Annotated in this window: 22 protein-coding genes and 7 tRNA genes; 12 read left to right on the top strand and 17 right to left on the bottom strand. The window is 71.7% G+C overall.

What is annotated here, in order from left to right; genetic code table 11:
- Positions 1–190: 190 nt before the first annotated feature.
- Entirely contained in the window at positions 191–2,389 is a 2,199-nt protein-coding gene (locus tag GFH48_RS32435) for an elongation factor G-like protein EF-G2 (protein ID WP_153293218.1), read from the top strand.
- 211 nt (positions 2,390–2,600) lie between these two features.
- Positions 2,601–4,310, top strand: coding sequence for a hypothetical protein (locus GFH48_RS32430; protein WP_153291639.1), 1,710 nt, complete (start codon positions 2,601–2,603; stop codon positions 4,308–4,310).
- Between the two features lie 124 nt (positions 4,311–4,434).
- Here GFH48_RS32430 and GFH48_RS32425 read toward each other — a convergent pair whose 3' ends face one another.
- The 4 genes from GFH48_RS32425 to GFH48_RS32410 form a co-directional block, all read right to left on the bottom strand.
- Positions 4,435–4,995, bottom strand: a complete 561-nt coding sequence (locus GFH48_RS32425; protein ID WP_153291638.1) for an HIT family protein — start codon at positions 4,993–4,995, stop codon at positions 4,435–4,437.
- A gap of 236 nt (positions 4,996–5,231) precedes the next feature.
- A complete protein-coding gene (gene thrS, locus GFH48_RS32420; protein ID WP_153291637.1) occupies positions 5,232–7,217 on the bottom strand; it encodes a threonine--tRNA ligase in 1,986 nt (661 codons plus the stop codon).
- Positions 7,218–7,322: 105 nt separating this feature from the next.
- Positions 7,323–8,540 (bottom strand): hypothetical protein, encoded by a 1,218-nt coding sequence (locus GFH48_RS32415; RefSeq protein WP_153291636.1) that lies wholly within the window; start codon positions 8,538–8,540, stop codon positions 7,323–7,325.
- Positions 8,537–9,103: a DUF4365 domain-containing protein gene (locus GFH48_RS32410; RefSeq protein ID WP_153291635.1), complete on the bottom strand. Its 567-nt coding sequence runs from the start codon at positions 9,101–9,103 to the stop codon at positions 8,537–8,539. The genes GFH48_RS32415 and GFH48_RS32410 overlap by 4 nt, the downstream gene beginning before the upstream one ends.
- Positions 9,104–9,273: 170 nt before the next feature.
- Between GFH48_RS32410 and GFH48_RS32405 the strand changes: the two genes are divergently transcribed.
- Positions 9,274–9,999, top strand: a complete 726-nt coding sequence (locus tag GFH48_RS32405) for a 3'-5' exonuclease (RefSeq protein ID WP_153291634.1) — start codon at positions 9,274–9,276, stop codon at positions 9,997–9,999.
- A 113-nt stretch (positions 10,000–10,112) separates the two neighbouring features.
- Here GFH48_RS32405 and GFH48_RS32400 read toward each other — a convergent pair.
- The 4 genes from GFH48_RS32400 to GFH48_RS32385 form a co-directional block, all read right to left on the bottom strand.
- Positions 10,113–10,184, bottom strand: a tRNA-Val gene (locus tag GFH48_RS32400).
- A 39-nt stretch (positions 10,185–10,223) separates the two neighbouring features.
- A complete protein-coding gene (locus tag GFH48_RS32395) occupies positions 10,224–10,670 on the bottom strand; it encodes an SRPBCC family protein (protein WP_153293217.1) in 447 nt (148 codons plus the stop codon).
- Positions 10,671–11,507: 837 nt separating this feature from the next.
- A tRNA-Val gene (locus tag GFH48_RS32390) sits at positions 11,508–11,579 on the bottom strand.
- Between the two features lie 106 nt (positions 11,580–11,685).
- Positions 11,686–12,120: a TIGR02611 family protein gene (locus GFH48_RS32385; protein WP_153291633.1), complete on the bottom strand. Its 435-nt coding sequence runs from the start codon at positions 12,118–12,120 to the stop codon at positions 11,686–11,688.
- 191 nt (positions 12,121–12,311) lie between these two features.
- On the opposite strand from GFH48_RS32385, the gene GFH48_RS32380 reads away from it, so the two are divergent.
- A complete protein-coding gene (locus GFH48_RS32380) occupies positions 12,312–12,725 on the top strand; it encodes an SsgA family sporulation/cell division regulator (RefSeq protein WP_003959770.1) in 414 nt (137 codons plus the stop codon).
- A gap of 360 nt (positions 12,726–13,085) precedes the next feature.
- Positions 13,086–13,643, top strand: a complete 558-nt coding sequence (locus GFH48_RS32375) for a CGNR zinc finger domain-containing protein (protein ID WP_153291632.1) — start codon at positions 13,086–13,088, stop codon at positions 13,641–13,643.
- A 419-nt stretch (positions 13,644–14,062) separates the two neighbouring features.
- On the opposite strand, the gene GFH48_RS38705 is transcribed toward GFH48_RS32375, so the two are convergent.
- Entirely contained in the window at positions 14,063–14,215 is a 153-nt protein-coding gene (locus tag GFH48_RS38705; protein ID WP_194280740.1) for a hypothetical protein, read from the bottom strand.
- A gap of 161 nt (positions 14,216–14,376) precedes the next feature.
- The gene (locus GFH48_RS32370; protein ID WP_153291631.1) at positions 14,377–14,823 is read right to left on the bottom strand and encodes a hypothetical protein; all 447 of its coding nucleotides are present in this window, start codon (positions 14,821–14,823) and stop codon (positions 14,377–14,379) included.
- A 206-nt stretch (positions 14,824–15,029) separates the two neighbouring features.
- Here GFH48_RS32370 and GFH48_RS32365 point away from each other — a divergent pair, with 206 nt between their 5' ends.
- Positions 15,030–15,548 (top strand): DsbA family protein, encoded by a 519-nt coding sequence (locus tag GFH48_RS32365; protein WP_194280739.1) that lies wholly within the window; start codon positions 15,030–15,032, stop codon positions 15,546–15,548.
- Between the two features lie 5 nt (positions 15,549–15,553).
- Here GFH48_RS32365 and GFH48_RS32360 read toward each other — a convergent pair whose 3' ends face one another.
- The 3 genes from GFH48_RS32360 to GFH48_RS32350 all read right to left on the bottom strand — a co-directional run bounded on the left by GFH48_RS32360 (position 15,554) and on the right by GFH48_RS32350 (position 18,468).
- Positions 15,554–16,378, bottom strand: a complete 825-nt coding sequence (locus GFH48_RS32360; RefSeq protein WP_153291629.1) for a GNAT family N-acetyltransferase — start codon at positions 16,376–16,378, stop codon at positions 15,554–15,556.
- A gap of 228 nt (positions 16,379–16,606) precedes the next feature.
- Entirely contained in the window at positions 16,607–17,428 is an 822-nt protein-coding gene (locus GFH48_RS32355) for an aminotransferase class IV (protein ID WP_153291628.1), read from the bottom strand.
- Positions 17,425–18,468, bottom strand: coding sequence for a chorismate-binding protein (locus GFH48_RS32350; protein ID WP_153291627.1), 1,044 nt, complete (start codon positions 18,466–18,468; stop codon positions 17,425–17,427). The genes GFH48_RS32355 and GFH48_RS32350 overlap by 4 nt, the downstream gene beginning before the upstream one ends.
- 156 nt (positions 18,469–18,624) lie before the next feature.
- Here GFH48_RS32350 and GFH48_RS32345 point away from each other — a divergent pair.
- The 5 genes from GFH48_RS32345 to GFH48_RS32325 all read left to right on the top strand — a co-directional run bounded on the left by GFH48_RS32345 (position 18,625) and on the right by GFH48_RS32325 (position 19,107).
- Positions 18,625–18,697, top strand: a tRNA-Gly gene (locus tag GFH48_RS32345).
- Between the two features lie 40 nt (positions 18,698–18,737).
- Positions 18,738–18,811, top strand: a tRNA-Cys gene (locus tag GFH48_RS32340).
- A 1-nt stretch (position 18,812) separates the two neighbouring features.
- Positions 18,813–18,884 (top strand) — tRNA-Val (locus GFH48_RS32335).
- A gap of 37 nt (positions 18,885–18,921) precedes the next feature.
- A tRNA-Val gene (locus GFH48_RS32330) sits at positions 18,922–18,993 on the top strand.
- Between the two features lie 39 nt (positions 18,994–19,032).
- A tRNA-Val gene (locus GFH48_RS32325) sits at positions 19,033–19,107 on the top strand.
- A gap of 84 nt (positions 19,108–19,191) precedes the next feature.
- Here GFH48_RS32325 and GFH48_RS32320 read toward each other — a convergent pair.
- The 4 genes from GFH48_RS32320 to GFH48_RS32305 all read right to left on the bottom strand — a co-directional run bounded on the left by GFH48_RS32320 (position 19,192) and on the right by GFH48_RS32305 (position 21,682).
- Positions 19,192–19,497, bottom strand: coding sequence for a TFIIB-type zinc ribbon-containing protein (locus tag GFH48_RS32320; protein ID WP_153291626.1), 306 nt, complete (start codon positions 19,495–19,497; stop codon positions 19,192–19,194).
- Positions 19,498–19,571: 74 nt separating this feature from the next.
- Positions 19,572–20,510 carry a phosphotransferase family protein gene (locus GFH48_RS32315; RefSeq protein ID WP_228121056.1) on the bottom strand — a complete coding sequence of 313 codons (939 nt, stop codon included), beginning with the start codon at positions 20,508–20,510 and terminating at the stop codon, positions 19,572–19,574.
- A gap of 488 nt (positions 20,511–20,998) precedes the next feature.
- Positions 20,999–21,208, bottom strand: coding sequence for a hypothetical protein (locus GFH48_RS32310; protein WP_148007775.1), 210 nt, complete (start codon positions 21,206–21,208; stop codon positions 20,999–21,001).
- A 240-nt stretch (positions 21,209–21,448) separates the two neighbouring features.
- Positions 21,449–21,682 carry a hypothetical protein gene (locus tag GFH48_RS32305; protein ID WP_081223398.1) on the bottom strand — a complete coding sequence of 78 codons (234 nt, stop codon included), beginning with the start codon at positions 21,680–21,682 and terminating at the stop codon, positions 21,449–21,451.
- Positions 21,683–21,878: 196 nt separating this feature from the next.
- Here GFH48_RS32305 and GFH48_RS32300 point away from each other — a divergent pair, with 196 nt between their 5' ends.
- Positions 21,879–23,216 carry a serine/threonine-protein kinase gene (locus GFH48_RS32300; RefSeq protein WP_228121438.1) on the top strand — a complete coding sequence of 446 codons (1,338 nt, stop codon included), beginning with the start codon at positions 21,879–21,881 and terminating at the stop codon, positions 23,214–23,216.
- The last annotated feature ends 406 nt before the right edge of the window (positions 23,217–23,622 follow it).

Genomic DNA, 23,622 nt, shown 5'->3' with positions numbered 1-23,622 from the left:
CGGGGACTCCCCCGGCGGCACCGCGCGATCGCGTCCGCCGTATGGACGCACCGTGACACGAGTGCAAAGCTCGAAGTCACCGCGGGCGTCATCGGAGCCGTACCGCTGGGGGTACCCCTGGACCTGGTCCGGGGAAGGATCCGTCGTGCCCGCGCCCAAAGAGACCTCACCGTGCACGGGAGGCAAGGCCATGGGCGACAAGGCGAACGCACACCCCGGAGCCGCCGGCAGGGCTACGGCGGCCGACCACCCCGCGTCCGTACGGAATGTGGTGCTGGTCGGCCACAGCGGATCGGGCAAGACGACTTTGGTGGAGGCTCTCGCGCTGACGGCGGGAGCCGTGAACCGGGCGGGCCGGGTGGAGGACGGCACCGCCGTATCCGACTACGACGAGATCGAGCACCGGCAGCAGCGCTCGGTGCAGCTCTCCCTGGTGCCCGTCACCTGGGACGGCTACAAGATCAACATTCTTGACACCCCCGGATACGCCGACTTCGTCGGGGAGCTCAGGGCCGGTCTGCGCGCCGCGGACGCGGCCCTCTTCGTGGTCTCGGCCGCGGACGGCGTGGACGGCTCGACCCGGATGGTGTGGGAGGAGTGCGCGGCGGTCGGCATGCCGCGGGCCATCGTGATCACCCACCTCGAAGCGGCCCGCGCCGACTTCGACACGATGACCAGGACCTGCGCGGAGGCCTTCGGCGCCGACGACCCCGACGCCGTACTGCCGCTCTATCTGCCGCTGCACGGAGAGCCGGGCCCCGACGGGCACGCACCGGTGACCGGGTTGATCGGGCTGCTGTCGCAACGGCTGTTCGACTACTCGTCCGGCGAGCGCGAGGAGTCCGAGCCGGGAGACGGGCAGCTGCCGCTGATCGAGGCGGCGCGCAACCGGCTCATCGAGGGGATCATCGCCGAGAGCGAGGACGAGACCCTCATGGACCGCTATCTGGGCGGCGAGGAGATCGATTTCAAGACATTGGCGCAGGATCTGGAGCGGGCCGTGGCACGCGGGGCGTTCTTCCCCGTGCTGGCCGCCGCTCCCGCCGCCGAGGGCGCCCGGCAGGGGCTGGGCACGGTCGAGCTCCTGGAGCTCGTCACCGGCGGCTTCCCGACCCCGCTGGAGCGCGCGGCTCCCGCGGTGACCACACCGGACGGCGTGGCACGTGAGGTCAGGGCCTGCGACCCGGACGGTCCGCTGGTGGCGGAGGTCGTGAAGACGGCCAGCGACCCCTATGTCGGCCGGGTCTCGCTCGTCCGCGTCTTCTCCGGCACCCTGCGCCCCGACGCGACGGTGCACGTCTCCGGGCACGGGCTCACCGACCGCGGCCACGAGGACCACGACGTCGACGAGCGTGTCGGCGCGCTCTCCGCGCCGTTCGGCAAACAGCAGCGCGCCCTCACCCACTGCATCGCGGGCGACCTGGCGTGCGTGGCGAAGCTCAACCGGGCGGAGACCGGCGACACGCTCTCGGCCAAGGACGACCCGCTGCTGATGGAACCGTGGCAGATGCCCGACCCGCTGCTGCCGCTCGCCATCCAGGCGCACAGCAAGGCCGACGAGGACAAGCTCTCGCAGGGGCTCGGCCGGCTGGTCGCCGAGGATCCCACCATGCGCCTGGAGCAGAACCAGCACACCCACCAGGTGGTCCTGTGGTGTCTGGGAGAGGCGCACGCCGACGTCGCCCTGGAGCGGCTGCGCAGCCGGTACGGCGTCCAGGTCGACGTGGTCCCGCACAAGGTCTCCCTGCGGGAGACGTTCGCGGCCAGGTCCGCGGGGCGCGGGCGCCATGTGAAGCAGTCCGGCGGCCACGGCCAGTACGCGATCTGCGAGATCGAGGTCGAACCCCTCCCGAACGGGTCGGGCATCGAGTTCGTGGACAAGGTGGTCGGCGGGGCCGTGCCCCGGCAGTTCATCCCGTCCGTCGAGAAGGGCGTGCGCGCCCAGGCGGCCAGGGGCGTGGCCGCGGGCCATCCGCTCATCGACGTGCGGATCACCCTGCTCGACGGCAAGGCGCACTCGGTGGACTCCTCCGACGCCGCCTTCCAGACCGCGGGCGCGCTGGCGCTGCGCGAGGCCGCCGCCGAGGCGAGGATCCATCTGCTGGAGCCCGTCGCCGAGGTGACCGTCATGGTCGGCGACGACTACGTGGGCGCCGTGATGAGCGACCTGTCGGGGCGGCGCGGACGGGTCGTCGGCACGGAGCAGACGAGCGGCGGACGCACGCTCGTACGGGCCGAGGTGCCGGAGATGGAGATCGGGCGGTACGCCGTCGATCTGCGCTCGCTCTCGCACGGCACCGCGCGATTCCGGCGCAGTTACGCGCGGCACGAGCCGATGCCGCCGCAGATCGCCGAGAGGATGCGCGAACGGACGCGGGATGCCTCCTAGTTCACACCCGGAACACTCGGGTTCACCCTCGGCGGGCGGCTTCGGCCGTCCGCCGACGAAGGCCGCCGGCTGCCGATACGCTGATGACCTGATCAAGCTCAAGGCTGATGACGTGGCGACTCGATCACCATGACTGGCTGATCAACAGGTGTGCGGGGCAGGGAAGTCGGGAAAAGCCGCAGAAGCGACACCGGCGGCGATGGGGGCGGGAATGACGGTTCCAACCGGTTTCGAGGACATCTTCGGGCCACAGGTGCCACGCTCGGGTTCGGACGAGATGGCGACGTACGCCTTGGCCTCGGCCGCGTACCGGGACGACGAGGTCGGGAAGATCCTCGAGGCCAACAACGAGTGGCACGAGTCGAAGGTCACGCCGAGCAGAAAGTGGGCGACGATCTTCCGGCCCAATCTCGGCGAGGCCTTCTCGCAGGCGGTGGTGGCCCGCATGCTGGGCGTCGGCCGCAGTCCGGTGATCCAGTCCTTCGGCATCGAGCCGCAGGCGGTGGTCGAGCACTGTCTGGCGGCGAACCGGCTGCGCAAGGAGCGCGACAACCGGCTCACCGTCGTGATGGCGGTCTGCGGTCTGCTCTTCCTGCCGGGGCTCCTGCTGTGGCTGCTGGTCTTCCAGATACGCACCCTCGTCTCCAAGCGCGAGGACAAGCGCGCCTCCGCCCTGGCCACCGCCCTCCTCGTCGCCGTGGGGGTCGTCGCCGTGATCGCCATGATCCGGCTGCCCTTCACCGGCCCTCTCGCGTGGTACGTGCGGGGCGCGATCGTCGCCCCGGTCGTCGGCTGGCTGCTGGCCAAGCAGATCTGCGAGCGCACCGCGAAGGACCTGCGCACCCGCTGGACCAACCTCCTGTCCGGCAGCACCGTGGGGGCCCGGGTCCCCGAGTCCGTGCCCAGCAGCCCCGGCGACACCAGGGCCGAGCGGATGCGCCAGGCGTTCGGCGAGCTGCGGGACGAGCAGCGGTCGAACTCGGTCTTCTACGCGGGCCCCAAGGGCATCCTCGGCATGGGGACGCGCTGGGGGCACTGGCACCTCGCCGAGGAGCTGGTCCCGGTCGTCTCGGACCAGGTGCAGAAAGTGGGGTCGCTCAGTGCGGAGCTGGCCAAGCACCTGGTACCGCCCCCGGAGATCAACAGGTTCCAGAGCTTCGACGTCGTGAGCGCCATCGAGCGGGCGCTGGAGCGGCTGAACACGAGCCCGCTGACCACGGGCGGTTTCCCCAAGCCGGAGATCCGTCACTGGGTCGTCACGCACATCCCTGCGACCGCCAAGGCGGTCACCCGCCCCGCCGGCAGCACGGCCCACCAGGTCAACCTCCAGCAGCTGCGGGACATCTGCAACAAGCAGCAGTACAACACCGGCGAACGGCACTACCTCGGGGTCCAGTGGACCCTCTTCGACGGCCAGTTGGTGATCAGCATGCTCGTCACGGTGACCGTGCTGCACAAGACCCTGCGCATCGAGCTCACCGGCCACGCGCTGGGCCCGGTGAACGGCCTGTTCATGGGCAAGCCGGCGGCCAAGGAGAAGAAGGTCGCCAAGACGGTCAAGTTCTGGGAGACCCGCACGGTGAAGCTCCCGCTGGTCGGCAACGACGAGGTGGTCCGGCTCGCGTCCCGCGCCCCGCTCACCTGGTACCCGCCGCTCCTCAACTGGCTCGGCGGCTCGCTGACGCTTCCCGAACCCTTCGGGCTGCGGCACGCCTGGGCCGACCAGCCCTGGAAGAACCGCTTCATGACCGACGACGTACTGCGTTCCGCGACCCCCGTGCTGCGTGTGGTGCACGAGGCCGTCATCGAGTTCCTCAAGGGCCACAACGTGGACACCACGAAGTTCGACGGCCGCACGTCCGTGCTCAGCGGCTCGGTGCAGGACCCGACACCGAAGAAGGACGACGTCTACGACGCGTAGGCCCCCGGCGGACCGGCCGGAGACGGCGGCCCCTGTGCGGGCCGTCCCAGGGGGCTTCCCGGAGCGAGGCCGTCCCGGGGCGGAGGCGTGGACTCCCACGCCCCCTTTCCGGGGCCCGGCCGGGCTACGGCCGGGGCCAGGCCTCGGCGAGCATCTCGCGGGTGTCCGCGAGCAGTTGGGGCAGGACCTTGGTGTGGCCGACGACCGGCATGAAGTTGGTGTCGCCGCCCCACCGGGGCACGATGTGCTGGTGCAGGTGGGCGGCGATGCCCGCACCGGCGACGGTGCCCTGGTTCATACCGATGTTGAAGCCGTGCGCGCCGGACGCGGTCCGCAGCGCGGTCATGGCCTGCTTGGTCAGCTCGCCGAGCTCGGCGGTCTCCGGGCCGGTCAGGTCGGTGTAGTCCGCGACATGGCGGTAGGGCACGACCATGAGATGGCCGCCGTTGTACGGGTAGAGGTTGAGCACCGCGTACACCTGCTCACCGCGCTTGACGATGAGCCCGTCCTCGTCGGACTTGGCGGGGATCGAGCAGAACGGACAGCCGTCGTCGGCCCCCGGGCCGGTAGGCTTGTTCTCGCCCTGGATGTAAGCCATCCGATGGGGCGTCCACAGGCGCTGGAACGCGTCCTGCGTCCCCACTCCGATCTGCTGCTCCGGCTCACTCGTCATGTGGTGCAGCATATTGCTTCGCCCGTTCGCGGCGTGTCGGCGGGGCTCACCCGAATGCCGTCAGGGCCGCCCCCGCCCGCCCCCCGTAGTCGAGGCGTACGGGACCGCGGCCGCGCCGTCACGGACAGTCCCGTCCCGTACGCGCGCGTGGTCCCGGTACCGAGAGGCCCCCGGGGTCACAGGAACTCCCCGGGGGCCTCTCGGTACGTGCTCGTCGGATCACCTCGCGCGTCGGATCACCGCGCGGGTCAGACCTGCGCGCGCTCCTCGACGATCTTGGCGATCTTGGCGATGGCCTCGTCGACCGGGATGCCGTTCTCCTGCGAACCGTCGCGGTAGCGGAAGGAGACGGCGCCGGCCGCCATGTCCTCGTCGCCCGCGATGACCATGAAGGGCACCTTCTGCTTCTGCGCGTTGCGGATCTTCTTCTGCATGCGGTCGGAGGAGGCGTCGACCTCGACCCGCAGGCCCTTCCTCTTCGCCTCGACGGCGAACTTCTGGAGGTACTCCACGTGCGCGTCGCCGATCGGGATGCCGACCGCCTGGACGGGCGCCAGCCAGGCCGGGAACGCGCCCGCGTAGTGCTCCAGGAGCACCGCGAAGAAGCGCTCGATGGAACCGAACAGCGCGCGGTGGATCATCACCGGACGCTGCTTGGAGCCGTCGGGACCGGTGTACTCCAGGTCGAAGCGCTCGGGCAGGTTGAAGTCGAGCTGCACGGTCGACATCTGCCAGGTGCGGCCGATGGCGTCCTTCGTCTGCACGGAGATCTTCGGGCCGTAGAAGGCGGCGCCGCCCGGGTCCGGGACCAGCGGAAGGCCCTGCTTCTCGGCGACCTGGCGCAGCGTCTCGGTGGCCTCTTCCCAGATCTCGTCCGAGCCGACGAACTTCTCCGGGTCCTTGGTGGACAGCTCCAGATAGAAGTCGGTGAGGCCGTAGTCGCGCAGCAGACCGAGAACGAAGGTGAGCGTCTTGTCGAGCTCGTCCGCCATCTGCTCCTTGGTGCAGTAGATGTGCGCGTCGTCCTGCGTGAAGCCCCGGGCGCGGGTCAGGCCGTGCACGACGCCCGACTTCTCGTACCGGTACACGGTCCCGAACTCGAAGAGACGCAGCGGCAGTTCACGGTACGAGCGGCCGCGCGCGTCGAAGATCAGGTTGTGCATCGGGCAGTTCATGGGCTTGAGGTAGTAGTCCACGCCCTCGTCGAGCTGCATGGGCGGGTACATGCCGTCGGCGTACCAGTCCAGGTGGCCCGAGGTCTCGAAGAGCTTCCCCTTGGTCGCGTGCGGGGTGTAGACGAACTCGTAGCCCTCCTCCTCGTGCCGGCGGCGCGAGTAGTCCTCCATGACCCGGCGGATGATGCCGCCCTTGGGGTGGAAGACGGCGAGGCCGGAGCCGATCTGGTCCGGGATGGAGAAGAGGTCCAGTTCGTTGCCCAGCTTGCGGTGGTCGCGCTTCTCGGCCTCGGCGAGGAAGTCCAGGTGCGCCTTCAGCTCGTCCTTGGACGGCCAGGCGGTGCCGTAGATGCGCTGGAGCATCGGGTTCTTCTCGCTGCCGCGCCAGTACGCGCCGGCGTTGCGCATGAGCTTGAACGCCGGGATGTTGCGGGTGGTGGGCAGGTGGGGACCGCGGCAGAGGTCCTTCCAGCACAGCTCGCCGGTCTTGGCGTCGAGGTTGTCGTACATCGTCAGTTCGCCGCCGCCGACCTCGACGTCCACGCCGTCGGACCCCTCCTGGGCGGCCGCGGAACCCTTGATGCCGATGAGCTCCAGCTTGTACGGCTCGGCGGCGAGCTCCTCGCGGGCGTCCTCGTCGGTGACCACGCGGCGGGAGAAGCGCTGGCCGCGCTTCTGGATCTCCTGCATCTTCTTCTCGATGGCCTTGAGATCCTCGGGCGTGAACGGCTTCTCGACGTCGAAGTCGTAGTAGAAGCCGTCCTTGACCGGCGGGCCGATGCCCAGCTTGGCCTCGGGGAAGAGCTCCTGCACGGCCTGCGCCATGACGTGCGCGGTGGAGTGGCGCAGGATGTCGAGGCCGTCCTGGGAGGAGATCTCGACGGGCGCGACCTCCTCGCCGTCCTTCACCTCGTACGCGAGGTCCTTCAGCTCGCCGGCCACGCGCGCGGCGACGACGGTGCGCTCGCCGGCGAAGAGATCGGCGGCCGTAGTCCCCGTCGTCACCACGCGCTCTTCCCGCTCGGAATCGCGTTGGATGATCACACGGACGTCTGACACCGGACTCTCCTGCCTGAAGGTGGGCGCGCCGCGACACGCGGGCGCAGACAGGAATCGTACCGAGCCGAGGCCTCCCTCCGCGAAACGGTTACCGTCCCTCCGGGCTCAGTCCCCGCTGCACGCCTCCTCGAAGAAGTCCAGATTCTCCTGGAGCGACTTCATCAGCCGGTCCCGTTCGGCCTCGTCGACCTGGACGGGTACGACCCCGGACGCGTCCGTGAGCCTGCGGAAGCCGCCGCGGCTCTCCAGCCGCCCGTGCACCCGCACCGGCAGCCCGACGAGATGGGCCTGCCCCGCTATCCGGTACGCCTCCTCGTCGAGGCTCACGCGTACGTAGGGGACCTCCGCGCCCGCGATGACCCGCAGCCGTGCGGTGCCCTCACCGCGCGGTTCCGACCTGCGCATCCGCACCACGGCGCCGGTGATCCGGACCGGCACGGACGGTTCCTCGCGCAGATAGCGGGCGGCGGCCTCGCGCAGCACGGGGACGTCGCCGGGCGAGAACTCGACGGCTTCGTCGGGCGCCGCGCAGCCCTCGGGGACACCGGCGGCGGGCGCCCACTCGACGGCGACGCGGGCGCCCTCGGTGCCGCGCACGAGGGCGACGACGGCCTCGGTGAGCTCGTGGCTGACGCCCGCCTCGACGGCGGCGTCGAAGGCGTCCATACCGCCGGTGGCCCGCTGGTAGTCGATGGCCTCGCGGGCGGCGTACAGCGCCTGGTGCAGGCGTACGGCCAGCGACCGGCCGGTGTCCACGGGCACGAAGGCGGTGAGCCGGCGTCCGCCGGGGTCGGCACCGACCAGGACGTTCTCCAGGGACGCGGCGGCGGGCCTGCGGTACCGGGCGCCGTAGTAGCCGACCCGCGCGCGGGTGGCGAGGGCGGCCGCGAGCAGCATCTGGCGGGCCGCGGAGCGCAGCCGCTCCTCGACGCTCCAGGGCGTGGCGCCGACGGGACCGGTGGGGACGTCGCGCCACCAGCGGATCTCGTCGCTGGGCACGGCGAGCGCGACCAGCACGTCGCGCGCGGAAGGGGCGCCGCTGCGGGAGAGCGCGACGAGGGCCTCGCCGAGGAGATCGTCGCTGTCGGGGAAAGCCCGGTTCTCCGGCACGAGCAGGCTGGTGCCCGAGCCGCCGGGCCCGGGTGGGGTCCACCTGCCGTACCGTCCCGCGGCGCCGCCGCGGCGCTGCCAGCCGTGCCGGTGCAGCAGCGCGCTGAGCACGGCGGGGTCGACCTGGCCGGGCTCGGGCGGCTCGGTCCAGTGGGTCTCGGCGGGGTGCGGCCTGACCGGCCGGAGGGGCTCGTCGATCGGGCGGTGCGTCATGGTCTGCCTCCCGTCCCGACCCGCGTCATGATCTCGCACAGGGCCCGGTCGTCGAAGATGCGCGAGGTCGGTATGCGGACGGTGGTTCTGCGCCGGCCCGTGACGGGCTGCCCGGCGAGGTTGGTCCAGTAGCAGCAGTGCCGCAGGTCGAGGCGGTCGTGGCTGGCGCGCAGCCAGTCGTCCTGGGACCGGGGCACGAGCATCACGACCAGGATCTTGTGCACCGAGACCGGGGTGCGGGCGAGCTTCGCCAGGTGCTCGTTGTCGAGCGTGAAGGAGAAGGCGGGTCCCGGGGGGTTCGGCGGGATCTGGTACGTGCACTTGAGCTGCACCTTGATGGTGACTTCGTCGTCGACCGTGTGTCCGGGGCCGCTGTGGCTGACGTGCCAGTCGATCCCGTTGTCCGGAAAGGGCTGGGACAGGGAGCAGCCCGCCGCCGCGGCGACCGCGTGCAGGTAGCCGACCTGCAGTGTCTCCATGCAGGCGGTGGTGGCGAGCGTGCCGCGATGGGGTGCCGTCCGCTGGGGCAGCAGCCCGCCCCGCTCGGGCTGCGCGATTGCCATGAGTCCAACAGCCTTCCAAGCCAAGAGAATCCCCGCGACGGGCCGCTGAACTGCAAAGACCCGTACCTCTGTTGTCTCCTCCCGGCGTACGGCGCAAACAGCCCGGGTATCACCAAACGGGCAGAAGACGGTGCGTCAGCTGCCGTGGGTGAACGAGGAGTTGTGTGCGTATGACGTGCTGGTACGAGGGCCCCTTGGCCGCGTTCGACACGGAGACCACGGGCGTGGATGTCGAGACCGACCGGATCGTGTCGGCCGCCGTCGTCGTCCAGGACACCGCGGGTTCCCGCCCCCGGGTGACCCGGTGGCTGGTCAACCCGGGGGTGCCGGTGCCCGAGGGTGCGACGGCGGTGCACGGACTGACGGAGGAACATCTGCAGCGCAACGGCCGCTGGCCGTCGCCGGTGATGGACGAGATAGTCCGGGTGCTGGGCGAGCAGGCCGCGGTGGGCCGCCCGCTGGTGGTGATGAACGCGCCGTTCGATCTGACGCTCCTGGACCGGGAGTTGCGCCGGCATCGGGCGTCCTGTCTCGACCGCTGGTTCGACTCGGCGCCGCTGCGCGTGCTCGATCCACGGGTCCTGGACAAACATCTGGACCGCTACCGCAAGGGCCGGCGCACGCTCACCGACCTGTGCGCGCACTACGGCGTCGCCCTGGAGGGCGCGCACGACGCGGCGGCGGACGCGCTGGCCGCGATGGAGGTGGTACGGGCGGTGGGGCGCCGGTTCGCGCCCCGGCTGGAGCGGCTCTCCCCCGCGGAGCTGCACACCCTGCAGTCGGTGTGGCACGCGGCGCAGGCGCGGGGGCTTCAGGCCTGGTTCGCGCGCAGTGGTTCGGAGGAGTCGGTGGATCCGTCGTGGCCGCTGCGGCCGGAGCTGTCCGCGGCGGCGTGAGGGGTGGTGTGGCGGCACGCGTGGACACCGGTACGACACGGGTACGACAGCGGTACCGGCCGTCCGGGCATGCAAGAAGGCCGGTCCGTCTGCGACGGACCGGCCTTTCCCGGTGGGCGATACTGGGTTCGAACCAGTGACCTCTTCGGTGTGAACGAAGCGCTCTCCCACTGAGCTAATCGCCCGGGAACGCACTGAACAATACAGGTCCAGGCGGGTGTCGTTCAAACCGCTCGCAGAGTCGCCCTCAGTCCGCGCTGTCCGGCACGCATCATCAGCGCGTGGTTGAGGCGGAAGAGGGGCCGTCCCGGCACCGCGAGCCGCCGCAGCAGGGGCTTGCGCACGTCGACCTCCTGGTCGTAGCGGGCACGGGTGCCGGGCCCGTCGGGGCACAGGGTCCAGCGGGCCCAGCCCTCGACGTCACCCGACATCGCTATCTCCAGGACCCCGGCGACCGGGTCGCTCCGTACCTCACGCGCGGTGAACACCAGGTCGTACGGCAGGAAGGAGCGGATACGGATGGTGCCGCTCCGTTCGTCGGCCGGGCGCACCTCGCGGACCTGGGGCCACCAGTGCGGGTAGTCCTCGGCCTGTTGGAGAGCGCGGTAGACGTCGGCGGGGGGCGCGGGCAGGGCCCACAGGCTGCGGAAGCGGTAGTGACACCAGTCCATGGACCGAGTGTGCCGGTCCGCGGGTGCGAGGACGAGGGCGATCTGACGGAGTGACGGGCAGACGGCCACCACCGCGTCCGTCCCGTCGGAGTGGTCCGCCGCCGGACGTCCCGCCCGAGCGTCGCGGATGGCCGCCAGGCCGGCGAAGTACCCGTCCCGGGTCCGGGCCCGCTTCGGCGCGATGGCCTCCTTCTCAAATACCCTCTCGCCGACGACAAGTGACATCGTGTCGGGCCGGACCGGAATACCGAGTTGCATTTCCGTCGGCCCGTCGGCCTTCTCGACTCCGGAATTCCCCGCGTCCGTCCACGGCCCGAGGCCGAGCGGCACTCCTCTCTTGTCGTACTTCCGCAAGAAGCCGACAGTGTTCTGAAATTCGCCCGGACGGGACTTCTCCCAAAAGGCCACATAATCCTGGAAGTCCGTCTTCCTCTTGCTCTTCGGGCGTCAGGATGTCCGCGGCCGACCGGACCCGGGGGGGAGGACGCCGGGGAGGTGGTCGCGATGAGCCGAGGCGAGGACTGACGGCGGGTCACCCCCCGAGGGGCGGACAGCACGGGCCCCGTCGAACCTCACCCGTCTCGTTCACCACGGGCAGAAGCGCGGTCACCGCGCCGGGGTGCCCCGCACGCGACCGGCAGCCCGCCGGGAGCGCCCGCACCGAGCACCGTCGCCGTCGCCGCGCTGCACGGGCACACGTCCCCACGTGGCCGAGATCCCCCGGTACCCGCCATCGAGACGTCACACAGAGTGGCGTGACCCGTTGCGACCTGGCACGGGAACGACGAAGGCGGCCCTGTCCACGAATCCGTGGATCTGGGCCGCCTACCGTGCAAGTGGGCGATACTGGGATCGAACCAGTGACCTCTTCGGTGTGAACGAAGCGCTCTCCCGCTGAGCTAATCGCCCGGGCGCAGGGAGAACATTACCCCATGTCAGGGGGTGACTCCGACCGGCCGAAGGCCCTCGGGCCCGGCTCCGGCGTCACCCTCTCCCTACTTCTTGTCACTCTTTGTCACTGTTTGATGTTCCAGGGCATCTCGAAGCCGAACTTCCAGAGGTAGACGGCGCAGAGGGCCGCGACGATCACCAGACCGACGGACGTGAGGATGATGTTGCGCCGACGGACCGCAGGGTCCAGCGCACGCTGCGTCGCCTCGGTGACCTTGCGCTTCGTCCAGCGGAGCACCAGCTGCGCCCAGACGAACTCGGTCGCCCAGATCGCCATGCCGCCGAAGATCACCAGCCAGCCGGGACCCGGCAGCGGAAGCATGATCACGCCCGCGACGACCACCGCGAGCCCCACGACGAAAACGCCCACCTGCCAGCTCACGTGCAGCGCGCGTCGCGCCTTGATGAATTCCGGCGCCCGCGAACCGAGCGGCTGCTCGGGCTTCCCCTCGTCATCGGTCATGGCGACCTCGCCCAGCTCGTCACTCCCCGTATTCATACGACCAAACCCTACCCGAGAGAAACCGGTCACCGGAATGGCCCTATCCGGCGAAGGCACCCTCGGCCGGATGAGTTACGTAAAGGCACGCAAAACACTCAGAGGGGTTTACAACGGCACCGTAGGTGGCATGTCGATTTCGCCGACGTGCGAATCCCCGAGCGCACACTGAGCGAAAGGCCCTGGCGCTTATGAACACCACGGTCAGCTGCGAGCTGCACCTGCGCCTCGTTGTGTCGAGCGAGTCCTCACTGCCTGTTCCCGCAGGACTGCGGTATGACACGGCCGATCCCTACGCCGTGCACGCCACCTTCCACACCGGAGCCGAGGAAACTGTCGAGTGGGTGTTCGCCCGCGACCTCCTCGCGGAGGGCCTCCATCGGCCCACCGGTACCGGCGACGTCCGAGTCTGGCCGTCCCGAAGTCATGGTCAGGGCGTCGTATGCATCGCCCTGAGCTCCCCGGAGGGCGAGGCTCTGCTCGAGGCCCCGGCGCGGGCCCTGGAGTCCTTCCTGAAGCGAACGGACGCCGCCGTGCCCCCGGGCACGGAACACCGGCACTTCGATCTCGACACGGAGCTCTCACACATCCTGGCCGAGAGCTAGCGACCCCACAGAGCCGCCCGGCGCCGTCCACTCGGGGAGACGGCTCGGGCTTACACAACCGCATAGGGCACAACCGAGTTAGGCACGACAGCATGTGGCACAACCGCACAGAGCAGGAACACCGGCGCCGTCGCCGCGGACTTCCGCGGCGACGGTGTCGGTGTGCTGAGCGCCGGGCACCGTAGTCGTTCGCCCGGTCACGCGGTGTGCACCGCGCCCGGTCACGCGGTGTACACACCCACGCCCGGCCGCACCGTGCCGTGCGGACGGGCCGTTCCCCGCTCCCCCGCGCCCGGGAAGCCACTACCATCGGCCAGCATCGGCGGGCGGCCGCCCGACCTTCAGGCCAGGGAGCAAAACGTGCTGATCACCCACGACACCCGGTGCGCCCTCGACACCGTGGTGGATCTGGTGAACACCGCGCCGGAGGACGACACGGCGGACGGACTCGCGAACGTCCCGTCCCTCGCCGATTTCGTACGAAAGCACGAAATCAGTGATGTCGGTGTGCTGTCGGAGCAGGATCTCGCGGCCGTGCGCGGGGTCCGTGCCCGGTTCGCCGGGGTCTTCGCCGCCGACGAACCGCGGATCGCCGCGGGGCTCATCAACGAGCTGGTCGCCGCCGCGGGCACCACGCCCCGTCTCACCGACCACGACGGCTACGACTGGCACGTGCACTACTTCGCGCCGGGCGCCTCGGTCGCCGACCACCTCGCCGCCGACTGCGGGATGGCGCTGGCGTTCTTCGTGGTCGCGGGAGAACAGGACCGTCTGCGACGCTGCGAGGCGCCGGACTGCCGGCGTGCGTTCGTGGATCTCTCACGCAACCGCTCGCGCCGCTACTGCGACAGCCGGACGTGCGGAAACCGGCTCCACGTGGCCGCGTACCGGGCACGCCGGAAGGAAGCGGCGGGCTGAGGCGTGCGCCTGGACGCCTCCGACGAGCGGGCCGACGGAGACGAACCCACGCGTGACGACCTGCGGTCGGGCGGACCAGGACGGGCGGGACCCGGTACGGGCGGGGCCCCGGAGAGACGGGGTGGCTGGAAAGGCGACGGGCCGCACGGGCGGGACCCAGGGCGGACAGCAGACCGCACGGGCGGGACCCGGGACGGACGGGAAACCGCACGCACGAGACTCGCTGCGGACGGCAGACCGGACACACGAGACCCCCCGGACCGACCGGGCCCGGGACGGGCGGGCGGCTGGGCAGGCGGCCGCCCGGACGAGCGGGTGGCTGGGACGGGTGCGGGCTGGACGGCCGACGGGCTGGGCGGGCACGCGGGCGGCGGGCTACGGAGCCCTCGGCGGGTGACGCCAGGGGCTCCGTGTACGGCTCAGAGCAGCAGCAGGTCGTGCAGCGAAGCCATGAGCAGGAGACAGCCGATCACCGCCAGGAAGATCATCAGCGGTGGCTGGGAAAGTGCGAAGAGACAACCTCGCCGTTCCTCGGGCGGCGCGGCGGGGTCGCTCTGTGTTGTGTCCAGCATCTCGCGGCGATGATGACGCAGCCACCACCCGCTTCGCGATCAACACGCCAGGGATGACAGGGAGTTCGCCAATATCCGCGATATCCGCGATGAGCAGGAACGAACGTGATCGTTTCCGCGACCCGCATGATCCCACGTGTCGCTTCGGACCGTGCGCACCGTCATATGCCGTGCTTCTTCAGGATGGCCTCGATGTCGCTGAAGTCGTCGCCGGCGCCGGAGGCCCGGGGGGTCGTCGCGGGGCGCGCGGCCGGACGGGAACCCTGGCTCAGCGAGGGCGCCGAGGCGGCGGGGGCCACCGCCTCACGCCGGTCGGCCCGGGCCGCCGCCCGCCGTTCCTTGCGCGTTCCGCCGCCGCGCCGCTCCACGGCCCGCACCGTCATGAACAGCAGCCAGGCGGCGGCGAGCACGGCGAAGCCCGCCCACGCGGTCGGGCTGAACGCGGTGTCGGCCAGCCAGCCGACCACCCCTGTCATCACCAGGCCCACCGGCACCAGCGCGTAGGCGGCGATGCGGGCGGCGGAGAGGAAGCGCTTGCGGTAGGCCGTGACCGCGGCGATGCCCAGGCCGGCGGCGGAGACGGCGGAACAGACGGTCTCGGCAATCATCCGGTCCTCCAGGGCAGGGCTGACGGGGCGGGGGCGGTTCGTCCCTTCCATCCTGCACCGCCTCGCGCCCGATATGCCATGCTCCGGGCATACCTCAGGGACATCTCCGGGTCGGGGTCCTCCGCAGGTCCCGGTGCGCACGCCACCGGCCGGCGCCCCCTCGGTCCCGTGTGGGCCGCCCGGCCCGGGACTGGGAGACTGGGGACATGAACGACTCCTCCGCAGCCCGCACCACCGCCGTCCTGGACGTCTGGTGCGAACTCCAGTGCCCCGACTGCCGCGACGCCCTCGACGACCTGCGCGCGCTGCGCGCCCGCTACGGCGACCGGCTGGAGCTGCGGCTGCGGCACTTCCCACTGGAGAAGCACCGGCACGCCTTCGCCGCCGCGCAGGCCGCCGAGGAGGCCGCGGAGCAGGGCCGGTCCTGGCCGTACGTCGAGGCGGTGCTCGCCCGTGTCGAGGAGCTGGACCGCCTGGGCGAGCCCTTCCTGATCGATGTCGCCCGTGAACTCGGCCTGGACGCGGAGGAGTTCGACACCGCGCTGATCGACGGACGGCACATCCTGATCGTCGACGCCGACCAGGCCGAGGGCAAGGCCATCGGTTTGACCGGCACCCCCACGTACGTCATCGGCGGCGAACGGCTCGACGGCGGCAAGAGCCGGGAGGGCCTGCGCGAGCGCGTCGAGGAGATCGCCGACCGACTGCTGGCCGGGAGCGAGTAGCGCCGTCAGAGCAGGTTCTTGTAGAGGTGGTACGAGCTCGTCGTGTAGCCGAGCGACTCGTAGAGCTTCTCGGCGGCGGTGTTGCCCGCGAACACGTTGAGGCCGATACGGTCCCGTCCGCCGGCCACGGCCTGGGCCTCCGCGACCCGCATCAGGGCGCGCCCGTGACCGCAGCCCCGGTGCGCGGCGTCGGCCTCGACGTCGAGCACGTACGCCATGTCCGGCCACAGTCCCACCCACAGCGTGCCGACCGGGGTTCCCTCCTGCTCCAGGACGCTGATCAGCGTGTTCTCGCTGGCCAGGCCGTCCGGCAGGAACCTGGCGTGCCCCTGGTCGGTCTTGGTGTACGCCTCCGCCTCCGGTACGCCCCACGCGATCAGGGCGGCGGCGAAGGCCTCGCGTTCGCGGGCCAGCCAGGGAACGTACTCGGCCTCGGTCATGGGCCGTGCGACGCTCCCGGCGGGAAGCGCGGGCGGCGGCCCGTCCAGGGGCTTCGTCATGTTGCGGTTGCTGAGGGCGTATCCCAGCGTCGTGGCGAGCCGGAGCGCGGCCCTCGCGTCACCGGGCACCGAGGTCTCGACGCGCCCGCAGCCCCAGCCCCGCGCCACCTCCTCGGCCGCGAGCACGGCCACCGTGCCCCGGCCCCGGCCGCGGTCCGGCTCGTCGATGCCCAGCTCCTCGATCCGGCCCACGGTGGGCCCGTACTCAGGGTGGGTGGAGAGATGGATCCGGCCCACGGGGCGGCTGTTCACGCACACCTGGTAGTGACGGGACAGCGCCCCGTCGGCTCCGCGCTGAAGCGGCTCGGTCGGCCGCAGGGTGGTGGTCATCAGGGGTGTTCTACCCGCCCCGCCGTCCCTCGTCATCCCGATTTACGGCCGCCGCGGAACCGTTCGCGTCCGCCGGCGGGCAGTCGGCCGCCGGGGCGAGGCCGCCCGTCGGCGGCGGCCGGGCCGGGCCTGCGGCTCCGGACGGTGGAGCGCGTGGGCCGGCCCGACCGCCCTACGGCTTACGGCTTACGGCTTACGGCTTACGGCTTACGGCTTACGGCTTACGGCTTACGGGTCGAGGTCGTGTCCGGCCCGCTCGTCGAAGATCCGCATCGCCTTGGCCGTCACCGGTCCCGGCGCGCCCGGGAGTTCACGTCCGTCGACCCGGTGCACGCCCTGCACGTCCCGCAGGGTGGAGGTCAGGAAGATCTCGTCGGCGCGCTCCAGGACGTCCAGCGGCAGCTCGGTCTCCCGGGCACCGGTCCACTCGACGGCGAGCGCGCGGGTGATGCCGGCGAGGCAGCCGGAGGCCACCGGCGGGGTGTGGATCTCTCCGTCGAGCACGACGAAGACGTTCGACCCCGTGCCCTCGCACAGCTGCCCGACCGTGTTGGCGAACACCGCCTCGGACGCGCCCTGTTCGCGCGCGCGGGCCAGCGCGACCACGTTCTCGGCGTACGAGGTGGTCTTGAGGCCGGTGAGGGCGCCGCGCTCGTTGCGGGTCCACGGCACGGTGATCACGGCGGTGGAGTCGGGGCGTCGCGCGGACTCGCCCAGGGCGACGGCCAGGGTCGGACCCCGGTCCCCCCGGTCCGAGCCGAGCGGGCCGTGCCCTCCGGTGTACGTGATGCGCAGGCGGCCGAGCGGCACCGGGTTGGCGTCCAGAACGGCCGCGCAGGCCCGGCGCACCTCGTCGCGGTCGGGGTCGGGCAGTCCGAGGCCGTGCGCGGAGCGGGCCAGCCGGTCGAGGTGCCGGGTCAGCGCGAACGGCCGCCCTTCCACCGCCTTCACGGTCTCGAAGATGCCGTCGCCCACGGTCAGTCCGTGATCGAAGACGGAGACGCGGGCGGACTCGCTGTCCTGCAGCCCGCCGTCGAGCCAGATCTTCACGTCAGGATCCCTTCATTCACCTCGAATGCTCCCGACGCTACAGCGAGCAGTCGGGACGCCTTCAGCTCGGTCTCGCGCCACTCGCCCTCGGGGTCGGAGCCCCAGGTGATGCCCGCGCCGGTCCCGAACCGAAGGACCCCCTCCTCCCGGTCGGCCCAGAAGGTGCGGATGCCGACGGCGAGTTCTCCGGTGCCGCGGTCGGCGTCGACCCAGCCGATGCCCCCGCAGTAGGGGCCGCGCGGGGCGGTCTCCAGGGCGTCGATGATCCGCAGGGCGCTGGCCTTGGGGGCTCCGGTGACCGAGCCGGGCGGGAAGGCGGCGGCGAGGAGCCCGGGCCAGCCGACGTCCTCGCGCAGCTCGCCGCGGACGGTGGAGACGAGGTGCACGAGCCCGGGATGCTTCTCGACGGCGCACAGATCGGGAACGGTCACGCTGCCGGTGGCGCAGACCCGGCCGAGGTCGTTGCGGACCAGGTCGACGATCATCACGTTCTCGGCGTGGTCCTTCGGCAGCAGGTCGGCCTCGGTGCGTCCGGTGCCCTTGATCGGGCCGGACTCGACCGTGCGGCCGGTGCGGCGCAGGAAGAGTTCGGGTGAGGCGGTGGCCGTCTCGACGCCGTGCCCGGGCAGTCGGACGGTCCCCGCGTACGGGGCGGGGTTGCCGCGGGCCAGCAGGGCGGTCAGGTCGTCCAGGTCGGCGTCGGGGGCGAGCGGCGCGGACAGCACGCGGCAGAGGTTGGTCTGGTAGACATCGCCCGCGGCTATGTGGTCGCGGATGCGGCGGACACCCCGCGTGTACGCGGCGCGGTCGAGGGACGACGTCCAGTCACCGGCGGCCGGTCCGCGCCACCGGCCGGGCACGGGGGCGGGCACGGGTTCGCGCCGTACGTCGGCGAACCGGGCGCAGACCAGACGCCCCTCGAAGTCTGCCGAGACGGCCCAGAAGCCGGTGGAGTCAAGGGCCGCGGGGTCGCCGGTGACGTCGAGGAGACCGGTCGCGACGAGGTCACCGAAGCGGGCGAGAGGAGGGAGGTCGAGCACGCAGTCGAGTGTAGGACGGGTGACCCGCGGGTGCCCTGACCGTGTCCTCGGGCGGACAGACCGCAGCACGCTGCGCAAACGCGTTTTTGTACTGGCCCGGGAATCCGCTAGAGTTCAACACGTCGCCGGGACGCGCAAGCCGACCGGAAACGACAAGCGGACGTAGCTCAGTTGGTAGAGCGCAACCTTGCCAAGGTTGAGGTCGCCAGTTCGAACCTGGTCGTCCGCTCGCAGGACAGTGGGGGATCCACCCGAACCCCCGCGCTCCTGGTGGAGTGGCCGAGAGGCGAGGCAACGGCCTGCAAAGCCGTCTACACGGGTTCAAATCCCGTCTCCACCTCCAAGGACGATTAGCTCAGCGGGAGAGCGCTTCCCTGACACGGAAGAGGTCACTGGTTCAATCCCAGTATCGTCCACTGGATCACTCCGCACTGGTGTGCGAGATCCGAACCCGCGCGATTAGCTCAGCGGGAGAGCGCTTCCCTGACACGGAAGAGGTCACTGGTTCAATCCCAGTATCGCGCACGCAGTAGGCCGCGGATCCTGTACGTTGAGGTCGGTCCCGCGCGATTAGCTCAGCGGGAGAGCGCTTCCCTGACACGGAAGAGGTCACTGGTTCAATCCCAGTATCGCGCACCAGCCAGAAGCCCCCGGCCGTCTCGTACGGTCGGGGGCTTCGTCGTGTTCGCCATGCCCGGCCGGGGCAGACCCCGGCCGGCACGGTCACGACGAGAAGAGCATGTGCCCGAAGCTCTTGTGACGGTGGTGGCCGCCGTGGCCGCCGCCGTAGTGACCACCGCCGTGGCCACCGCCGTGCGGGGCGCCCCAGGCGGGCGCGGGAGCCGCCGGGTACGCCTGCGGGGCGGCCGGGGGCGGCGGCGCGGGCTGCGACCACTGCGATTCCACGCGGGTCAGCGCCTCCAGCTCGCCGTAGTCGAGAAAGATCCCGCGGCAGCCGCTGCACTGCTCGATCTGGACACCGTTGCGGTTGTACGTGTGCATCGGCGCATGGCACTTCGGACACTGCATGCTCGGCTCAACTCCTCGCCGGTCGGTACTGCTTCCGCCAGGACAGACACTGCCCGGCCTCGATCGGTTGCACCCTACGTCGTCGGACCGGGTCCCAACTGCGGCGGGACGCCTCCCATTCGCCGGCACGCGTCGACCACGGCCTGCTGCACCTCGTCCAACGGCCGCCGCGCCGCGACGGACTTGGCGATCGCCAGCGCCGCGGTCTGCACGGTGAGGGCGCGGGCCGCGACGTCCAGGGCGGGCCAGGGGTCGCCGTCGGCGGGGACCGCGGGGCCGGCCGCTCCCCGGTAGGCGGTCAGGAAGCGGGTCCAGTCGTCGGCCGGGAGCAGGCCACAGGCGTACCAGGCGGCCGGACGGGCCAGGTCCCAGGCCGGGACGCCCACGCCGAGGTCGTCCACGTCGATGAGGAGCCAGCGTCCGGCCGGGGCGGGGTGGCGGACCAGCTGCCCGAGGTGCAGGTCTCCGTGGCACAGGGTGTCCGGGCCGGGCATGGCGGCCTCCGCGCGGGCCCAGGCCGGGAGGGCCGCCCAGGCGCGCAGGACGGGGGCGGTGGCGGGGTGCGGGCCCGCCGCCCTGAGCCGCGCGATCGCGCGGGCCGCCTTGACGGGACCCCTCATGGGCGGCAGTCCGGCCGGAGCGGGGGTGCGGTGGAGACGGGCCAGCAGGGTCGCGGCCGCTTCCCAGGGGGCGGCCTCCGGGGCCTCGGGGTCTACGGGGGTGCCGTACGGCCAGAACGTCACCGCACGCCCGTCGAGGTCGGCGGGTTCCGGGCGGAGCGGGGTGAGGAGGATGCCGGCCAGCGCGGGGTGCGCGGCGACCGCGAGGCGGCGGGCGAGGCCTGCGGGGTCCGTGCCGGGCGCGTGGGCCTTGGCCACGGTGTCGCCGTGGCGGACGACGGTCCCGTCGGACCGGTCGGCGAGGACACTGTCCTGGTGCGCGCAGGCGCCGGCCACGGGGTGGGCCGCGCTCCGCGCCCCGGCGGTCAGGGCGGGCAGCACATCTGCGGTCACGGGGCCCCCTGGGTGCGTGCGGTACCGGGCGAGCGTACGCAGCGAGGCGCGCCGCGAATCCCCCGCCCCCCGGTCCTCCCGGGCTCGCCGTCGCGTGTCCCTCCGGGCTCGCTGTCGCGCGCACCGGGCCGCCACGGCGGACAGCGGACGGGCGGCGGGCGGCGAGCGGGCCACCGGAGTGGGCCTCGACGGGAGACCGGAAGAGAGGAACGCCCGCGCGTCACCGCACCGCCCGCCCGGACCGCCAGGCCATCGAGACCACCGGGCCACCCTGGCCGGGCCCCGCGCCGCCGGGATACCCGGGCTCCTGGGTCGCCGGGACGCCGGGCGCCCAGGGCGTCGGGTCGCGGGCGGCCGATGGCATGGCAATGCCCGCGCAGCTCCCCAGCTGCGCGGGCATTTTTTGCCGTCCGCCGCACCCCCGTCCCCACGGGGTTTCATGGCCGGATGTCCCCGCCCGGACCGCTCTTCCGGGCCTGGGGCGCCGCTCAGCGCCCCAGCATCACGCCCACGGACGACGCTTGTGTGACCACTGACTCCCAGCCGCCGAAGACGACCACGAGCAGGGCCGCCAGAGGAAGGACCATCGCTGTCGCCACCAAGGGGTGGCGCTGACCCTGGCGACGCGGGCGGAACGCGGCGCTGTATGCCCTGCGTCCCTGCGTGCGGATCGCCGTCCGCGGTGCCGTGTGGGCCATGGTCCCTCTCCTGACCGAGCATCTGTGTGGTTGGCAGCGGCGGGTGTCTGACCTCGGGGGACGAGTGCTGCACCCGCCGCTTGACCTCAAATCTATGGGCGCGGCGGCACCGGGTCGTCATGCCCTCGTACCGATTGCCGGGCCTCCCGGAGGATGAGCGATGACCTGCGGTGTACTCCCCTGGGTGGAGACGAGGACCTAGGTCTCAGGGTCTTCCCGGAGGGGGCGCCCGGCGTGCTCCTACTGTTCCGAGCTGTCCTCCCTGGGCACCGGCTGCTCGACCAGCGCCAGCACCCTTGTCGCCATGAAGCGGGCGGTGCGCACAACTGATCCACTTCGGGTGACTTCGCTCACTTCCACGACACCTCGGCGTACCGCTGTCTCCACCCTGCGGCCCGCCCTGCTCGCCACCACCTCGTACGTACGCGTCGTGTCCCCGGCGTCCACGACTATCTCCACGCGATCACCCTTCACGGGCTCAATCCCCCTTCTGCGACGGATGGTTGGGACCACAGCCGGCCCAAGGCCGCGCCGTTCGCGCGCTCCCTGACCACCTCTCAAGTTTCCCACCCGGCACTGACAATCGATCGGACCGCGAGGGCGCGGCCTCTGCGCGCTCCCGGCCGCGGAAACGTAAGCTGTGGCTCGTCAAACGGACCGGGCAGCGGGGATGGACATGGCGATGATGCGCCTGAGGCGCGAGGACCCGCGTGTCGTCGGCTCGTTCAGGCTTCACAGGCGGCTCGGCGCGGGTGGGATGGGCGTGGTCTACCTGGGCTCCGACCGTCGTGGCCAGCGGGTCGCGCTCAAGGTGATCCGGCCGGATCTGGCGGAGGATCAGGAGTTCCGGTCGCGGTTCGCGCGCGAGGTGTCCGCGGCCCGGCGGATCAGGGGCGGCTGCACGGCCCGGCTCGTCGCCGCCGATCTCGACGCGGAGCGGCCCTGGTTCGCCACGCAGTACGTGCCGGGGCCCTCGCTGCACGACAAGGTCGCCGAGGAGGGCCCGATGGCGGCCGCCGACGTGGCCGCCGTGGGCGCCGCTCTCTCCGAGGGGCTCGTGGCGGTGCACGAGGCGGGGGTCGTGCACCGCGACCTGAAGCCGTCCAACATCCTGTTGTCCCCGAAGGGGCCGCGGATCATCGACTTCGGCATCGCCTGGGCGACGGGGGCCTCCACGCTCACCCACGTCGGCACGGCCGTCGGCTCGCCCGGCTTCCTGGCACCCGAGCAGGTGCGCGGCGCCGCCGTCACCCCGGCGACGGACGTCTTCGCGCTGGGAGCCACCCTGGCGTACGCGGCGACCTCCGACTCGCCCTTCGGGCACGGCAGTTCCGAAGTGATGCTCTATCGAGTGGTGCACGAGGAACCGCAGCTGCACGGCGTGCCCGACGCGCTGGCTCCGCTCGTGCGGGCCTGCCTCGCCAAGGACCCCGAGGAGCGCCCCAGCACGCTTCAACTGTCCTTGCGGCTCAAGGAGATCGCGGCTCGCGAGGCACAGGGCATGACCGACGTCCGGCCTCCCGCGCAACGCAACGACCCGGACCGGCCCACGGGGCGCCTCGCCGAGCAGTACGCCGAACAGCCCACCCAGCGCCGCCCGCAGGGCACTCCCCCGCCGCGCACCGGGGGCACGAACGGCGGTGGCTCCCGGCCGGCGCCGTCGGGTTCGCGCCCCACGCCGTCCCGGAACACCGGGCGTTCCGGCAGCCGGCCCGCGCCCCGCAGCGGCACCGGACGGCAGGGCCCGCGGACGACCGGGACCGGGCGCCGGCCCGCCAACCCGCGGCTGCTGCGGCAGCGGCTCTTCGTGTTCGTCGTGGTGACGCTGCTCGTCGCCCTGGGCATCGCGGTGGCGCAGGGCTGCCAGGGTCCGGCGCGCGGGCTCGACGACGACGGCGGGCGCCAGGCCGTACACGTCCTGGGGCAGGAGCGGCCGTCGTCCTCGTCGGCGCCCACGGGCGGCACGTGGGGCGAACGGTACCGGGGCGTCGCCGGGACGGACGGCTAGGACGACGGTCGAGGCCGCACCGAACGACCGGGGATCCGGGCGTCCGGGCGACGTCCGCGCCCACGGTCCGGCCCCGGAACAGTTCACGCCCCACGGACCAGGTGCCGTCCGTCCGAACACGGCACAGGGCGGGCAACCGTTCCGGCCGGACACAGGAACGGCCTCAGCCGGCCTTCCGGGCAGACAGCGGGAGTGGCTCCGGCGGACCGGCCGGCCGGCCATGAGAGACGCTCCGACCGGCCCTCCGACCGGCTACCGGAACGCTCCGGCCCATGGACCGGCCGCACACCAGGGACGTAGTATCCGGCCGACCTTCCGACCGGACAACGGAGATGCCGCGACGGACCACCGACCACACACCGGCACCCCGGCACACCGACCGGCCGGACACCCGAAACACCCCGGC

The sequence above is a fragment of the Streptomyces fagopyri genome, from assembly GCF_009498275.1.
GTDB classification, from domain to species: Bacteria; Actinomycetota; Actinomycetes; order Streptomycetales; family Streptomycetaceae; genus Streptomyces; species Streptomyces fagopyri.
The sequence above is the reverse complement of the archived record's forward strand: the minus strand, read 5'-3'. Positions and strand labels throughout refer to the sequence as shown.